Genomic DNA, 16,174 nt, shown 5'->3' with positions numbered 1-16,174 from the left:
TTCGCGTCCCTGTGTTTACGAACCGGGCTGTCCTGCCGCCGCATCGAGCGACTGGTAAGGCTGCAGCACCGTGTCGCGTTGCTCGCCGAGAACCCAGGCGAATCCCGAATACATCACCACCAGGCAGACCAGGGTGAACAGCGCCACCATCCACCAGGGCACGATCCGCACCAGGCCGCGACGCTGGTCGCTGAGCCCCTGCCAGTGCGGCGACAGTTCGCGCGGCACGTCGCCGCGCAACTGGCGGATCTGCCGGTAGAGCGCATCGGAAATACCGTCCAGGTCGAGCACGCCGCGAGCCATCACCCGGTACTTGCCCTCGAAGCCGAGGGCCAGGCAGAGGTACATCAGCTCCAGCATCGGCAGATGCTTGACCGGGTTCTTCGACAGCCGGTCGAGCAACTGGAAGAACTTCTCGCCGCCGAAGGTCTCGTTATGGAAGCTGCTCAGCAGGCTGATCTTCGACCATTCGCTTTCGTTGCCCCACGGGGTGGTCACCACCGCCTCGTCGACCACCGTGCACAGCACGTAGCGCGCCGCCATGACCTGGCTGTTTTCCACGCCATCCTGCACGGCGCGGAATTCGAAGAGCTTCATGGCGGAGGTCAACCGCTCCTTGAGCGCCGCAAGGTTCTCCAGCACGCTGCTGTGCTTGAGCCGGACCACTTCCGAAAGCAGTTCGGAAGCCGCCGCCACCAGCGGGTTCAGGCTGACGTTGAAGGCCTCGCCCGGACGCAGGCGCGCCGCGTAGATCATCCGCTCCTCGAGCTGCTCGAAGCGCGGCGGTTCGGCGAAATCGGTCAGCGGCCCCTGGGCCGGTACCTGTCCCTGGTGATCGAGGAGGACGGTCTTCTCGTCCTCGTGGTATTCCCTTTCCTTGATCATGTTCAGTTCCTGATGGCCCAGAATTTCAGTTCAAGCTCGGAGAACTCGCCGGATACGTGGAACGCGAAACCGCCGGAGCGCTCCAGCTGGGTCATATCCTCGGCGTTGGGTTCGAGAATGAAATAGGTCTTGTTGGAGTGGAACGGGATCTGCCGCGGCGCCACCGGCAGCGGCTTGACCCGGATCCCCGGCAGGTGCAGGTTGACCAACTGGCGAATGTGCTCGACCGCACCCACCTTGAGATGCGCGGGCAGGCGCTGGCGCAGTTCCTCCGACTCGCAATTGGCACTGGCGGCGAGCACGAACGAGGCGCTGCCGAGCAGCTTGTGGTCGTGCAGGGGCGAGACCAGGATGCCGTACTGGCGGGCCTGGAGAGGCAGTTCGATGGCATGCTGCTCGAGCACCATCGACAGGACCTGGCGAATCGCCTCCATCAGCCTGCGGAAGCTGGCGCCCTGGTCGCTGTGCTGGTAACGGCTGTCCAGGCGCGGACGCTTGCTCTCGCTGCCGAAGGTGGCGAGGTCGCCGAGCATGGTCAGCAGCACCCGGTACAACTGCTCCGGATGCACCTGCTCCAATCCCAGGTAGTGGCGCAGCAGCAACTCGGTGCGATTGATCAGTTGCAGCATCATGAAATCGCCGACCTCCGCGCCGCCGACCTTGCCATTGGACCGGATACGCTCGGCGATGGTGTCGCCGCGATGGCCGAGCATGCTGATCACCTCCTTCAGGCAGGACAGCAGGTAGGCGGATGCGTGGGCGTGGAGGTAGCTCGGCACGAAGTCGGGGTCGAGGCTGATCACCCCGTCCGGCGTGGTATCCAGCACCACCGCCACCTTCAGTTTGACGTAGGCCTGGTCGCTCTGCTGCTCGCCGAGCAGCAGGCGAAAATCCGGCCGCGCGCAGCTGACCTGCACCATGGAATCCTCGCCGGCGTTGGAGTCCGCCACCTCCAGATCGTAGGCGGTATAGCGCGCCAGGACCTCGGCCTGCTCCGGCCGGCGCGCCTCGATGTGGTTACCGGTGACCAGCGGCAGGGCCAGGTAGATCGGCACGTTCGAGGTATTGGGCGGCACGTCGAGGGCGAGCGGCTCGGTGTTGCCGCCGAGTTCGAACAGGCTGCCGTCGGGCAGTACGCCGGAGGCCTGGCTGATCACCAGCTTGCCCATGTTGAGGAACTGGCGGTCCAGCTCCAGGGCGAGGAAGCCCCAGTTGTAGCTGCCCAGCAACTGGGTCCGGGCCTTCATCTGGTTGTCGTAGTAGCGGTCGTTGTGTTGCAGATGCTGCGGGCGCAGCAGCATGCCTTCCTGCCAGACGATCTTGTGCACGTTCATCGCGCGTCACCCGCCTTGCCGAGCAGTTCGCCGGCATTCAGGATGCCCTTCCGGCCCAGCTTCAGCTCTACCCGGGTCAGCTCTTTCGCCGTGACCGGCACCACGTAGCGCCAGCTTGCCTCGCCGAGATCGCGGTAGGCGGCGAGCACGCCCACGTAGCGGCTCCCCTCCTCCACGCTGAGTTTGAGTTCGACCCGCTCGCCGGGCCGCAGCTCCAGCTCCTCGCTGGTCACCAGGTCGGGGTCCAGGGTCTCCTTGGGACGTTCGTAGAGGCTGAAGAAGTCGGCGTTCTCGAACGCCACCGGGTGCTTCAGCTCGAACAGCCGCACTACCACCGGCGACGGCCGGCCATTGAGGTCGGGATTGACCCGCTCGCCGGCGCTCAGGGCGAGGTCGAGCTTGGTCAGTCTGGAATACGGCGACAGCGTGGAACAGCCGGCCAGCAGCGCCAGGACGGCGAGCATGGCCAGCGCCCTGGCTGGCGGAATCGGGCGACGAGACATGGCGATCATCCTTGGTGCTCGGTGTAGAGGGTGGAAATCAGGCGAACCTGCTCTTCGTAGGCCTGGGCGAAATCACGTGCCAGCAGGCGCTCGCTCCAGTCGTCGTCCTGGCATAGCGACTGGTGGTAGCGACCATAGGCACGCCAGCGGCTGCCCGAGGTGGCCAGCAACGGCCGGCGGCCGTCGCGCTCGAAACGCAGGGTCAGCTGCTGCGGCGAGAAATGCTCGAGGGTCGCGCGCACCGCCGCCCGGCTGGCGCCGAGCAGCGCCACCTGGTGCGCCTGGAGGTCGCGGAAACTGCGTGCGACGGCCTGTTCGCCACTCAACTGGCCAGGCTTGCCATCCCGTAGCAGATGACCCAGCGCCTCGCCGGCATCGGCGCTGAAGCGCAAGGGATTCTTGCCGGTATCGCGCAACGTGCTCAGCGACAGGCGCAGTTCGTTCTTCAGTTCGCTGCGGGTCCGCAGGCTCTGCTGCAAGCCGCCGATGCACTGCCGCAGCAAACCGGCGGCGTTGATCGCCAGCGCTTCGCGCGCAGCGCCGTCGAGGCCTTCGAGGTCCATTCCCAGGGCCTGGCCGAAACGCTGCCAGAAGGCTTCGTCGTGACCCGGACGCGGACTTTCCACGGGTTCCTGCGGAGCCGCCGGGGCGGGCACCAGCTCCGGTACGACCAGGCTTTCCATGTCGATCCGCGCGTAGTCCGCACGCGCCCCGGCCTCCTGGCTGGGCTGGGCAATCGCGCTCAGGTCGTCGAGTTCGTAGGCATCTGCACCGTCCTGGTCGAGCGCCTGCAACGGATCGAGGGCCAGGAAGGCATCGTCCGGAATGATGCTGCCCGCCGGCTGCGGCCGCCCGACGTCCATGGCGAGCTCGTCGGGCTCGCGCAGCAACCGCGCGCGGATCTCGAAGTCGCCGAGCAGGAAGACGCTGTCCTGCTCGATGCGCTGCGGCTCGCCATGCGGCAGGCGGCTGCCGTTGCCGGCGCGGATGCCGTTGCTGCTGGTGTCGGTCAGGTAGAACGCGCCGTTGCGATAGCTGACCCGCGCATGCTGCTTGGACAGGTGCCGCTTGCGATCGGGAATCGCCCAGTCGCACTCACCGCCGCGGCCGATGAGGCCGCCGTTCCTGCCGAAGGTCTTGCTGCACAGCTCCGTCGGTACGAATTGCTTGGCGCTGAGCATTTCCAATACCAGTTCCATGAGATCGCTCCTTGCGGTCACTTGCCGCGATTGACCGCCTGCGGATCGCCAAGCGGGCGATAGTCGCCGTCGTTGAATTTGTAGTTGCCGCTGCAACCGGCGAGGCCGCAGAGGACGGCCAGGGCCAGAAGCACGGCGGGCCAGTGACGAACAGGCATCAGGGAGTCTCCATGGAAGGGCTGCGGACGCCGCGCTCCAGGCGCGCGCCCGGCAGGGCTGGATGGAAGGAAATCTCGATCATGGGCTTCAGGTCCGGGGATCGCCGAAATGAATGTTCAGGCGTCCCATGCGATAGATCAGGGTTCGGCGCGGCAGACCCAGTTCGCGCGCGGCGAGGGTCTGGTTGCCAGCGTTCCTGCGCAGGCAGGCGAGCAGCAGGTCGCGCTCGATCTGCTCCAGGTGCTCGCGCAGCTTGAGCGGCGCCTCCGCTTCCGGGGGCGCGCGCAGGGAAAAGTGTTCGGCCAGCAGCACATCGCCTTCGCAGAGCAGTACCGCGCATTCCACCAGTCCCTTCAGCTCCCGAACGTTGCCGGGAAAGCCATAGCCGTCGAGCAGTTCCAGCGCTTCCGCGGACCAGCCCAGCGGCGCGCGGCGCAGGAACACGCAGGCGCGTTCGGCGAAATGCCGGGCCAGTTCGAGGGCGTCGCCCTCGCGCTGGCGCAACGGCGGCAACTCGATGGGAAACTGCGCCAGCCGGTAGTAGAGGTCTTCGCGGAACTTGCCATCGCGGACCAGCAGGGCGAGGTCACGGTGGGTAGCGGCGATGATGCGTACATCGACCTTGTGCGTGTCGTTGCCGCCGAGCGGGCGAATCTCGCCTTCCTGCAACACGCGCAACAGCTTGGCCTGGAGCGACAGGGGCATGTCGCCGATTTCGTCGAGCAGCAGGGTTCCGCCATCCGCGGCATCGAACAACCCGGGACGATCGCGCTCGGCACCGGTAAAGGCGCCCTTGCGGTAGCCGAACAGCTCGCTTTCCAGCAGGTTTTCCGGAAACGCCGCGCAGTTCTGCACCACGAACGCCTGTGCTCGCCGCGGGCCGTACTCGTGGATCGCCCGTGCGACCACCTCCTTGCCGGTACCGGTCTCGCCCTGCAGCAACACGGTATAGGGGTTGTGCAGGACCTTGCTGATCAGGCGGCAGGTCTCACGCATCGCCGCGCTCCTGCCGATCAGCCCGTAGCCGCTGACCACCGGCGCGCTGGACGGTCCCTGCGGCTCGCCGGAGGGTTGCGAGAGGCGTTGCAGCAGATGCAGCTGGGCCAGCACGAACGAGCCCAACTGGCCCAGTGGATGGGCGAATCCCTGCAGGTCCAGTGGGCGCCGGGTGGCGCAGACCACCATGCCCTCGACCGTTTTCTCCGGGCTCACCAGCGGAACGCAGAGCAGGGACAGCCAGGGCTGCTCCCCTGCCGGCAGGAAGCCGGTCTCGTGCAGCCGCGACGGCAGGTCGACGAGACTGACCACGCGGTTCTGGCACAGGGCGAACTGCAGCAACTGCTCGCCGGTGTAGTCCGCCGGCAGGCTCGACGGCTCCAGCGCCTGCAACAGGCCGTCCCGGCATTCGGCGTTGAGGGTGAGCGCGGTATGGGTCTGGTCGAGCAGATACAGCTGGCTCAGCTCGCAGCCGCTGAGTTCGCCGACTGCGCGTGCGAAACCGCCCAGCAGGGCCGCGATGTCGGTTTCCCGCGACAGCGCGCCGAACTGAGCGAGCAGGGCTTCGGCGAAGGCCAGGGGTTGCGGTACGCGGCTGAACATCGCACCCACCTCAGGCGAACTCGCAGAGCACGCGGCCGTGCTCGCCCAGCGTCGCATGGACCCGCTCGAGACGCTCGTCGCGCGCCATCGCTTCCAGCAAACGGTCGGCCACCAGCGGCAGCAGGTGCGTGTCCAGCAGGTGGTCGATCAACCGTGCGCCGCTGTCGCTCTGGGTGCAACGCTCGGCCAGGTGGTCCACCAGCGCCTGGCTGTAGTCGAAAGCCAGTTGACGGCGCGCCAGACGCTCGCCGAGGCGTTCCAGCTTGATCTCGATCAGCTCGCGCAGTACCGGGCCGCCCACCGGGTAGTAAGGCACCACGCGCATGCGCGCCAGCAGCGCCGGCTTGAAATGCCGGCTGAGCGCCGGCCGGATGGTTTCCTCCAGGAGTTCGGCGGAAGGCCGCGCGCCGTCCTGGCAAAGCGCGGCGATGTGCTCGCTGGCGAGGTTGGAGGTCATCAGGATCAAGGTATTGCGGAAATCGATCTCGCGCCCTTCGCCATCGTTGGCCACGCCCTTGTCGAAGATCTGGTAGAACAGGTTGAGCACGTCCGGATCGGCCTTCTCCACCTCGTCCAGCAATATCACCGAATAGGGCTTCTGGCGTACCGCCTCGGTGAGCATGCCACCCTCGCCATAGCCGACATAGCCGGGCGGCGCGCCGATCAGGCGCGAGACGGTGTGCTTCTCCTGGAACTCGGACATGTTGATGGTGGTGATGAAACGCTCGCCGCCATACAGCAGGTCGGCCAGCGCCAGCGCGGTCTCGGTCTTGCCCACCCCGCTCGGGCCCACCAGCAGGAACACGCCGACCGGCGCATCGGGCTTGTTCAGCCCGGCCGCGGTGGCGCGCATCGCGCGGTCCAGGGCGCTGACCGCCTGTTCCTGGCCACGGATCCGCGCCCGCAGGTCGTCAGCGAACCCCATCACCTTGGCGTTGTGTTCCCGCGCCAGTTGTTCCACCGGTACGCCGGTCCAGGCGCCGATCACCTCGGCAACCAGGCGCGGGCAGACCTCGAAGCTGACCAGCCGCCCCTGGGCCTGGGCATCGGCGAGCGCCTGGCGGGTTTCGTGAAGGGCCTTTTCCAGGGCTTCGACACCGCCATGCTCGTCGGCCGGGAAAGCCTCCGCATCCGCCTCGCTGCCCTGCTCTTCCCGGTTCGCCTCGCGGGCCCTGGCCAATTGCTGGCGCAGGGCGAGCAGGCGCTCGGCGAGTTCGCGCTGGCGGCTCCACTGGTCCTCCTGTACGTGCCGCTCGCTTTCCGCCTGGGCCAGACGCTCCTCCAGCGCCTGCAGGGCATCGTGGTCGATCGGCAGGCCTGCCTCGGCATCGCGGCGCAGGGCCTGGCGCTGGCGCTCACCTTCGGCCAGCTCGCCGCGCAGGCGCTCGAGGCTCTCCGGCGCCGCCGCCAGGCTGATGCGCACCCGCGCACAGGCGGTGTCGAGGACGTCGACGGCCTTGTCCGGCAACTGGCGACCCGCCAGGTAGCGGGCGGACAGTTCGGCGGCGGCCACCACCGCGTCGTCGCGCAGGTAGATACCGTGGCTTTCCTCGTAAACCCGGGCCAGGCCACGCAGGATCGTCACCGCCTCGGCAACGCTCGGCTCATGCAACTGCACGGGCTGGAAGCGCCGGGCCAGCGCCGGGTCCTTCTCGAAATACTTCTTGTATTCGGCCCAGGTCGTCGCCGCGATGGTGCGCAACTCGCCACGTGCCAGGGCCGGCTTGAGCAGGTTGGCGGCATCCGAGCCGCCGGCCTGACCGCCCGCGCCGATCAGCGTATGGGCCTCGTCGATGAACAGGATGGTCGGCCTGGGCGCTGCCTTCACTTCGTCGATGACGCCTTTCAGGCGCCGCTCGAACTCGCCCTTCACGCTGGCACCGGCCTGCAACAGGCCCATGTCGAGGGACAACAGCTCGACGTCCCTCAGCGCCGGCGGCACTTCCCCTGCGGCGATCCGCGAGGCCAGGCCTTCGACGATGGCGGTCTTGCCGACGCCAGCCTCGCCGACCACGATGGGGTTGTTTTTCCGCCGACGGGCCAGGATGTCGACCATCTGGCGAATAGCCCCGTCGCGACAGAGCACCGGATCGAGCTTGCCGTCGCGCGCCTGCTGGGTAAGGTTGTGGGTGAAACGCTGCAACAGGGACTCGCCGCCGCCCGGCTTGCCGCTGGGCGCGCCCTCCAGCGGCTGCGAGAGCGCGAAATCCTTCAACCGCTCGATGTCGAGCCGCGCCAGCAGCGGCTGGTAGCGGCTGCCGGCATAGCGCAACGGGTTGCGTAGCAGGGCCAGGATCAATGCCGCCTGGTCGATCTGGCTACGGCCCAGTTCGAGGTTGGCCAGCAACAGCGCATCCTGCAGCCACTGCACCAGCTCGGGCGCGAACACCGGATTGCGCGAGGCGCTGTGCTCGCCCCGCGCTTGCAACGCGGCGTTGAGTTCGCCGGCGTCCACCGCGGCATCCTGCAGGGCGCGCGCCAGCAGTCCCTGGGGACGCTCCAGCAGGCCCAGCAACAGGTCCTCCACCAGTACCTTGCTGCCGCCACGGGCTACGCAGCGCTCGGCCGAGCCTTCGAGGTCGCGCCGGGTGTCGGCATCCAGCGCCTGAATCAGTTGTTGCAGGTCTACGTTGATCATGCTCATCCATCCTTAATGAATCTTGCTGCCCAGCGTCACCACGCCATCGGCGCGCTCCCGGCCCAGCCAACTGGTCCAGCCAAGGCGGCAGGCGTTCTGAGCGCCGATGCGGAACTCGCGGATTTCCTCCTGGCGCAAGACCAGCCGGATGTCGTAGTCGAGCGGGTCGCGCAGGGTGAAGCGGACCAGCGCGCAAAGCGGCTGGTAGCCGGGACCGATCGGCAGGAACTCGTGGAAGCGCTGCCAGTCGAGCTGGCGGATATGAATGCGGAACTTGCCGCTGCGGTCGCGGACCCGTTCGCCCAGCACCGCGTCTTCGCCAAGCTGGCTGTTGAACAGGCCGAGTCGGTTGCGCTGCTCTTCGAGGATCGCGACGCGCCGTTCTATACACTGCTCGGCGACCAGTTCGGCATGCTTGAAGTAGTAGCGCAGCACCGACTCGATCAAGGCCGCCGAGTGCGCCCGCAGGCTGAGCAGGCCCAGGTAGGGCAGCAGACGTTTCCAGTTCAGTTCCCTGGCCTTGCGGATCTCTTCCCCGCCCAATCCGACGAGGGCGAACAACTGAGCGGAGAACGCATCGCTCGCGCCGCTCTGGAAGCTCACCCGGTAGCGGTACTTGCGCCAGATCGGCAATAGCAGCCGATGCAGGCGGTGATGGAAGAGATCGAGGAAGTTCCGCGTAGGATTGCCCTCCTCGCTGTCGCCCAGGGCCTGCTCGCTGTAGAACGCCGGCAACGGCGAACTGGCACCGAACAAGCCGATCAGGTTGAAACGCAGCCGCGCCCGCAGCATGCCGCGCTCTTCGAAGAACTCCACCCGATCGACATCGCTGCCCGGGAAGCCGAGGCTAGGATTGGCCTGGAATTCCAACTGATCGTAGAGCGCTTCGTCTCCCAGGCCGGGATGTTCCTCGCGCAGGCGATCCATGACCAGCAGGACCGCCTGGAACAGCGAGTACTCGCGAATGCCCCGGGCCAGCGCGCTTACAGCAGGGGCTGCAAACCCATGCGCGGTTTCCATTGGTACACGTCTCCCTGTGTGCTCCTCACCCGCAACTCGTGGTAGGAGTTGATGCTGGCGTAAAGCGCGAAAAATTCGTTCAGAACCGAAGCGAACACGAACAGGTCGCCCTCGCCGATGTAGCCTTCCGGATCGATCGTCAGCTCGGTACGCAAGCCGCGCAGCGGCAGGCCCCGATGCAGGCGGTCGACATGCTCGTGGCGGACCGCCTTGAGCCCGCCCAGCAGGCGCTTGCTGACCTTCGCCGCATGCTGGTCGTAGTAGCGCGGCAGGTCGTAGGTTTCGAGGATCACCTTGAGCGCGTCGACGTTGGCCAGCGACAGGTAGTTGAGCGACATGTTGCTGATCAGTTTCCAGAGGAAATCGCGGTTCAGCGGCGGCGCGTAGCTCGGCGTCGCCGGGGTGATATTGCGGAAACCGAGGAACTCCGGCGTGCCTTCGCAGGCGACGCAGATATCGCCCAGGCGCAGCCGTTGGGGCAGGTTCTGGTTGGTGCAGGTCAGTTCCACCGACAGCGTCTCGATCTGCTCGGGATGGCGGATGCCGAAGCTCAGGTAGGTGTCCAGGCCATCGTGCAGCAACGAGGTACGTTGCCGGACGCTGTAGTGGGGCCGTGCTTCGGGAACGTCGAAGCTGGGATCGTGCTCGAAGGACTCGAACGGCACGTAGGCCTGGTAGCCGAGCCCGCCCGGCCGCCAGCCGGTGACGCCCTCTACCGAGAACACCCCGCAGTCCTCCAGGCTGTATTCGGCCGGCATCAGCAGGTATTCGTCCTGCTTGCCGTCTAGGCGGATCGGCAGCGCATCGTGGCGGAACAGGTTGGCCACCGGCGTACAGTACAGCTTGACGTTCTCCAGCGTCGGGTGCAGGCGCTGGATGCCGCTCTTGCGGATATCGAAGCGCAACTCGAGGCCGCGGACCTGCTTGAGGGTTTCCTCGGGCAGAGCGCCGAGCAGGTCAAGGCCATCCACGTCGACGAACAGGAACTTGTCCTGGAACGCGAAGTATTCCTGCAGGTAGCGATAGCCACGGAAGGTATTCAGCGGATAGGGAATCAACGCCTCGTCTTCGGCGAACCCCACCGGCTGCACCCGCTCGCCCGTCAGGCGGAACGACATCGGCTTGCCGGCCACGCCATCCAGCGGCCGCCCATGGGCGTCCAGCGGAATCAGTTGGATGCTCTCCAGGTTGCGCAGCAGGCACAGATAGAGCATCTGGCTGATGTAGCGCTCGCCGGCCAGGTGCAGGCGCAGCCGACTCAGGCCCAGCTCGCCGAGATGCCCGTCGCAGTTCATCGCCAGGCGCAGGCCGAGCAGCGCACCCTCGCCGGTCACCGAATAGTTGAGCGCCTCCAGCACCAGCGGCAGGACTTCGGTGGCGTAGCAGGTACGGAAGCGACAGGCGACCTCGCCCACCGGCCGGCTCTCGACCGGCGTATCGCGCTCCACGCGCAGCGCCCCGCCCGGGCGGGTCAGGGGGTCGAACTGGAGAATGCTGAAAGCCGGCAGCGGGCGCATATAGTTCGGCCACAGCAGGTGCATCATCGAGTGGCTGAGTTCCGGCAACTCGTCGTCCAGCTTCTGCCGCAACCGCCCGGTCAGGAAGGCAAAGCCCTCGAGCAGGCGCTCGACATCCGGATCGCGTCCGACCTGCCCGAGAAACGGGGCCAGGGCCGGGCTACGCTCGGCGAAACGGCGCCCCAGCTGGCGCAGTGCGGTGAGTTCGCTCTGGTAGTAATGATTGAAGGACACGGCCTACCTGCTGGATATCGTTTCACTGATGGCAGTCGTCTGACCGCTGCCGCCAAAACCGCAATGACATTTCTGGCCTGAAGATCGGAAACCCACGGTGTCCGTTGTCTTTCCGTAATCGACCCGATTCGCGCCCATCTCAGAAGACCTCATGGACGAACCAGGCATCGAAGCGGTACAGCGCCAGGCCGAGGCGTCACCCTGGCGGGCCGCCGCGAGGCCGTCGAAGAACACGTCGGCGGAACCGACGACGATGGGATTGCTGCCGTGCCCGGGGAGCGGACAAGCGGTTGGATCGGAAACGCGGGCTGCGGGTTTGCCGGACATCGAAACCTCCTTAGCTGACCTTCACCTGGCCGCTGCCATCCAGGCATGCGGAAAAACTCACCTGGCGCTTGAAACCTTCCACCTCCAGCAACCCTTCGATGCTGAAGGCCAGGCGGAGCTGGTCGTTGTCGCGCGGCAGGGAAACGACACGCACGTTGCTCAAGCGCGGTTCGTAAGCCTCGATGAAACCTTCGATGGCCGAGCGGGCCTGGCTCAGGGAGTCGTGCAGGCTCAGGCGCATGTCGTTGAGATCGGGCAACCCGTAGTCGGACAGCGTCTGCACGCTGCCCGCCCGGGTGCTGAGCATCTTGCCCAGATGGGCAGCCACCGACGCCATGGCGGAAACCTCGCGGCTCCAGCCGACGCGCTTATCCGCGTCGCCGTTCAGGCGCTCGAACAGGCTGCCGTATCCGGTCATGGAAAGCTCCGCTTACTCTTTGTCCAGCTTGCCGACCAGCGACAGGGTGAAGTCCGCCCCCATGTACTTGAAGTGCGGGCGCACGTTCAGGCTGACGCGGTACCAGCCCGGCTCGCCCTCGACGTCACTGACGATGATCTGTGCAGCGCGCAGCGGGCGACGGCCGCGCACTTCGGCGCTGGGGTTTTCCTGGTCGGCGACGTACTGGCGGATCCACTTGTTCAGCTCCAGCTCGAGGTCGGTACGCTCCTTCCACGACCCCAGCTGTTCGCGTTGCAGGACCTTCAGGTAATGGGCCAGGCGGTTGACGATCATCATGTACGGCAACTGGGTGCCGAGCTTGTAGTTCAGCTCCGCGGCCTTGCCTTCGGCGCTGATGCCGAAGAACTTCGGCTTCTGCACCGAGCTGGCGGAGAAGAACGCGGCGTTGTCGCTGCCCTTGCGCATGGTCAGGGAAATGAAGCCTTCCTCGGCCAGTTCGTACTCGCGGCGATCGGACACCAGCACCTCGGTGGGGATCTTGGTCTCGATCTCGCCCATGCTCTCGAAGTGGTGCAAAGGCAGGTCCTCCACCGCACCGCCGCTCTGCGGCCCGATGATGTTCGGGCACCAGCGATACTTGGCGAAGCTGTCGGTCAGCTTGGTGCCGAAGGCATAGGCGGTGTTGCCCCACAGGTAATGCTCATGGCTATTGGCCACGGTCTCCTTGTAGGCGAACGACTTGACCGGATTCTCTTCCGGATCGTAGGGCGTGCGCAGCAGGAAGCGCGGTACGGTCAGCGCCACGTAGCGGGAATCCTCGGACTGGCGGAAGCTCTGCCACTTGGCGAACTGCGGGCCTTCGAAATGATCCTTCAGGTCCTTCAGGTCCGGCAGGCCGGTGAAGCTTTCCAGGCCGAAGAACTTCGGACCGGCGGCCGCCACGAACGGCGCATGGGCCATGCAGGCCACGCTGGAGACGTATTGCATCAGCTTGACGTCGGGCGAACTGGGCGACATGTAGTAGTTGGCGATGATGGCGCCGACCGGCTGGCCACCGAACTGGCCGTATTCGGCGGTGTAGATGTGCTTGTACAGGCCGGACTGCATCACCTCGGGCGAGTCCTCGAAATCGTCCAGCAGGTCCTGCTTGGAAACGCTGAGAATCTCGATCTTGATGTTCTCGCGGAAGTTGGTGCGGTCGACCAGCAGTTGCAGGCCGCGCCAGGCCGACTCCAGCGCCTGGAAATCGGGATGATGGAGGATCTCGTCCATCTGCGTGCTGAGCTTGGCATCGATCTCGGCGATCATCCGGTCGACCATCGCCTTCTTCACCGGCTCGCCGTCGTTCTGCGGCTTGAGCAATTCCTCGATGAAGGCGGAGACGCCGCGCTTGGCGATGTCGTAGGCCTCGTCGTCCGGGCTCAGGCGGGTCTCGGCGATGATGCTGTCGAGAATGTTGTATTCGCCGTTCTGGTTCCGGCCTTGCTGTGCGGCACTGGTGCTCATGTATCTGCTTCCTTGGCTAGGGGTGGCTCAGGCGTCCTGGGAGGGGGCGGCGCTCAGCCCCAGCTCGCCCAGCACACGGCTACGGGACTCGTCGTCGGCGAGTACGCTTTCGATGGCCTTGCGGAACGCCGGGGCGTTGCCCAGCGGGCCCTTGAGGGCCACCAGCGCATCGCGCAACTCCATCAGCTTCTTCAGCTCGGGCACCTGCTCGACGATGCTGGCCGGGTTGAAGTCCTTCATCGAGTTGATCTGCAGCCCCACCGCCAGCTCGTCGCTGCCGCCCTCCTCCTGGAGACGATTGGGTACGCTCAGCGTCAGCCCCAGCTCCTGCTTGGCCAGGACCTCGTCGAAGGTCATCTTGTCGATGCCGATCGGCTTGCGGTCCTCCACCTTGCGCTCATCCCCGCGCTGGGTGTAATCGCCGATCGCCAGTAGCTTCAACGGCAGTTCGATTTCTTCCTGGGCGCCGCCGGTGGCGGGCTTGAAAGTGACGTTGATGCGTTCCTTTGGGGCTACCGAGCCTTCTTTGGCCATGGCTTTTTCTCCTTGAGAATTGAGGGCGCGAAGCCCTATTCGAGCACCACCTCGAGATCGAGGTGGCACAGCCTGCGATAAATGTCTTCCTTGCGTTCTCGCACGGCGTGGTTCTGCGGCAACAGCTCGCAGCAGCTATGCAGCAGGTGCAGTACATCCAGCGCCAGATCGGGCTCCCAGGCGTGCAATCCCGATTCGTGCAACTGATGGTCGAGGCTCTCCAGCTGGGTCTTGGCCAGCTCGTACTTCTTCGCCAGGAAGCACAGTCGCGCGAGGCTCAGTTGCCAGAAGAACCGGGCGCGCCCGCCGTGGGCGCGCTTCATGCCCTGCTTCAACACCTGTACCGCCGCCTTCAGGCCGTCCTTGCGCAACACCGGCTGGACCTCGTCCAGGGCGACGTCCCATTCGGCCTGCAGGGCCACGGTCTCGACCTTGCGCGGCGCACTGTCGTTCTGGAGATGGGGCATGACATGGACGCTGATCCAGCCACGGGTGGCCGCATCGGCGAATGCGCTGCCGTCGTGGAAACGCAGCTCCACCAGCCCCGGCAGACGCTGCAGGAGCAAGGCGAAATGCATTTCGACTTCCCGCATCGCCTGCTCGGCGTTGAGCCCTTGCAGGCACTCCCAGACCAGGCGCTGGCCGTCGAACCAGAACGGCGCCCGTGCCAGGCTCGCCTCCAGCTCCACCAGGAGATCGGCGTACAGGCCCTGGGCGAAACGCTCCTGGTAGCTTTTCAGCTTGTCCGCCGGCACTCCCCTTAGCGCGGTGACCTGTTCGGCATTGCGCTCGGGCATGGACTCGATGGGCAGCCAGAGCATCGTCCGGTTGAGGCGCAGCGCGCGCAGATCGGTGGCTTTCTGCTTCAGCCACCAGGCGCACAGGGGGCGTGCGGCCTCCTGCTGGGCGCGCATGGCCTTGTGGGCGTCGCGCTCGTTGTCGATGGGCGCACCCGGCGCCAGCAACTGGCTGGCCGCCTGCTTGACCTGGGCCACCACGGCGCCGACCACGCCAGGTTCGGGCTGGTTGTCGGCGGCGCGCTGGAGCATGCCCGAAAGGCGTCGGCTGATCGGCAGCAACAAGGGCGCGTCGTCGCCCAGTTGCGCGGTCAGCGCGGTATCGAGTTTTTCCAGGTGCTCGGCGAGACGCCGGAACAGGGGGAGTTGCTCCTTGATCGGTACGTTCTCGTTCAGCGCCTGCTCCAGCCGGGGCACCAGCCAGGCAATGGCCGCGGCGCGAGTGCGCGCCTTGAGCGGATGGATCTCGACCCAATGCCGGCTGCACAGACGTTCCAGCAATCCCAGTCCGGCCAGCAAACCGGGAAAGGATTCCCGTTGGTAGAGGGCCCAGGTCAACCAGGCTGCAACACGCAGGTCCTTGGATTGGGCACTAAGCAGCGCTTCGCTGTTTTCCAGGATTTTCAACCAGTCGGTCTGGCCGTTCTCATGGAGCGAGAGCGCCTTGCCCAGCTCATTTTCCAGCGCCTCGTATTCGCTGGAAAAACGCACATCCTCACCCGCAAAGACATCCTTTGAAATCGGCTGTTCCGCGAGTTCCAGATAATGCGAGGAGAGCTTGCTCGAATAGGTCATCCTAACCCTTCAATGCACACCATGTGCGCCAATGAATATCTTAACAATTCAACTAGTTGGCATAAAAACCGAACAAAAATCCCAATAGTCTGAAGAGCTCTTTGCCTTTTCCATGAAAACAACATAAAAACTGGCAAGCAACAGGAAATTCCCTCTTTGGGAATTTTCCTATTCATTGATACGAATCAATGAAAGATTTTCAGCCAAACGTCAGGCGTCTGCGTCCATGCCCTTTACGGCTTGGCTATAGCCATCATAACGACATTGATGGCCATTTGGAAAACCCTACCAAAACAGGTAGTTAACAATTTATAAAAAATAAGGCAGACAACAGTGGATTCCTCTGGAGAGCCTCGAAACATAGGCCTTCCAAGCGGACCAACAGCTGATTTAGAGCGTAATAGCGATTGTGCAAGAAGTTGCACAATGAAAACCAAGAAACATCCCCAATAACAGCCCACAGCCCTTGAAAATACTGGCCTGGACACTACTGCGCAAAAAGTTGCACAGCACTGCGCAACTTCTTGCTCAATTCACTTGTTATTTTTCATTCAAAACGAGACATGGATAACAATTATCCGTCGGATGCGTTTGATTTATAAGGATAGTTAAAACACTGGCATGAGAATTGTTAGGTGAAGTTGCCCGAGGGGTGGTCCAACCCGCGGGATTTCCTACTCACGCAAGGAGAGCATCCATGGCAACCCCCGCCTATATGTCCATCACC

Annotated in this window: 13 protein-coding genes and 1 pseudogene; all 14 read right to left on the bottom strand. The window is 64.8% G+C overall.

Going from position 1 to position 16,174, the window contains the following annotated elements; genetic code table 11:
* Positions 1–15 precede the first annotated feature (15 nt).
* The 14 genes and pseudogenes from icmH to tssA all read right to left on the bottom strand — a co-directional run bounded on the left by icmH (position 16) and on the right by tssA (position 15,447).
* Positions 16–885 (bottom strand): type IVB secretion system protein IcmH/DotU, encoded by an 870-nt coding sequence (icmH, locus tag HMPREF2581_RS13195; RefSeq protein WP_003120354.1) that lies wholly within the window; start codon positions 883–885, stop codon positions 16–18.
* A 2-nt stretch (positions 886–887) separates the two neighbouring features.
* Positions 888–2,219, bottom strand: a complete 1,332-nt coding sequence (gene tssK, locus HMPREF2581_RS13190; protein WP_003087620.1) for a type VI secretion system baseplate subunit TssK — start codon at positions 2,217–2,219, stop codon at positions 888–890.
* The gene (tssJ, locus tag HMPREF2581_RS13185) at positions 2,216–2,722 is read right to left on the bottom strand and encodes a type VI secretion system lipoprotein TssJ (protein ID WP_003110438.1); all 507 of its coding nucleotides are present in this window, start codon (positions 2,720–2,722) and stop codon (positions 2,216–2,218) included. Before tssJ ends, tssK begins: the two co-directional genes overlap by 4 nt.
* A gap of 5 nt (positions 2,723–2,727) precedes the next feature.
* Complete coding sequence (tagH, locus tag HMPREF2581_RS13180; RefSeq protein ID WP_003140079.1) at positions 2,728–3,921, bottom strand: type VI secretion system-associated FHA domain protein TagH; 1,194 nt, start codon at positions 3,919–3,921, stop codon at positions 2,728–2,730.
* A 17-nt stretch (positions 3,922–3,938) separates the two neighbouring features.
* Positions 3,939–4,079, bottom strand: coding sequence for a hypothetical protein (locus tag HMPREF2581_RS13175; RefSeq protein WP_003087614.1), 141 nt, complete (start codon positions 4,077–4,079; stop codon positions 3,939–3,941).
* 88 nt (positions 4,080–4,167) lie between these two features.
* Entirely contained in the window at positions 4,168–5,679 is a 1,512-nt protein-coding gene (locus tag HMPREF2581_RS13170; RefSeq protein WP_003140081.1) for a sigma-54 interaction domain-containing protein, read from the bottom strand.
* 10 nt (positions 5,680–5,689) lie between these two features.
* A complete protein-coding gene (gene tssH / locus HMPREF2581_RS13165; protein ID WP_003140083.1) occupies positions 5,690–8,323 on the bottom strand; it encodes a type VI secretion system ATPase TssH in 2,634 nt (877 codons plus the stop codon).
* A 6-nt stretch (positions 8,324–8,329) separates the two neighbouring features.
* Complete coding sequence (tssG, locus tag HMPREF2581_RS13160; RefSeq protein ID WP_003140086.1) at positions 8,330–9,337, bottom strand: type VI secretion system baseplate subunit TssG; 1,008 nt, start codon at positions 9,335–9,337, stop codon at positions 8,330–8,332.
* The gene (tssF, locus tag HMPREF2581_RS13155; protein ID WP_003087605.1) at positions 9,301–11,088 is read right to left on the bottom strand and encodes a type VI secretion system baseplate subunit TssF; all 1,788 of its coding nucleotides are present in this window, start codon (positions 11,086–11,088) and stop codon (positions 9,301–9,303) included. Before tssF ends, tssG begins: the two co-directional genes overlap by 37 nt.
* A gap of 159 nt (positions 11,089–11,247) precedes the next feature.
* A pseudogene (locus tag HMPREF2581_RS32960) lies at positions 11,248–11,415 on the bottom strand (PAAR domain-containing protein); the annotation flags it as partial.
* A gap of 10 nt (positions 11,416–11,425) precedes the next feature.
* Positions 11,426–11,833, bottom strand: coding sequence for a type VI secretion system baseplate subunit TssE (tssE, locus tag HMPREF2581_RS13150; protein WP_003140089.1), 408 nt, complete (start codon positions 11,831–11,833; stop codon positions 11,426–11,428).
* A gap of 12 nt (positions 11,834–11,845) precedes the next feature.
* Entirely contained in the window at positions 11,846–13,321 is a 1,476-nt protein-coding gene (tssC, locus tag HMPREF2581_RS13145; RefSeq protein WP_003087596.1) for a type VI secretion system contractile sheath large subunit, read from the bottom strand.
* A gap of 27 nt (positions 13,322–13,348) precedes the next feature.
* Positions 13,349–13,855, bottom strand: a complete 507-nt coding sequence (gene tssB / locus HMPREF2581_RS13140) for a type VI secretion system contractile sheath small subunit (protein WP_003087592.1) — start codon at positions 13,853–13,855, stop codon at positions 13,349–13,351.
* Between the two features lie 35 nt (positions 13,856–13,890).
* A complete protein-coding gene (gene tssA, locus HMPREF2581_RS13135; RefSeq protein ID WP_003140090.1) occupies positions 13,891–15,447 on the bottom strand; it encodes a type VI secretion system protein TssA in 1,557 nt (518 codons plus the stop codon).
* Between the last annotated feature and the right edge of the window lie 727 nt (positions 15,448–16,174).

This window comes from Pseudomonas sp. HMSC057H01 (genome assembly GCF_001836405.1).
Taxonomy (GTDB): Bacteria; Pseudomonadota; Gammaproteobacteria; order Pseudomonadales; family Pseudomonadaceae; genus Pseudomonas; species Pseudomonas aeruginosa.
Note: the sequence above shows the minus strand (reverse complement) of the source record. Positions and strands in the feature narration are given on the sequence as shown.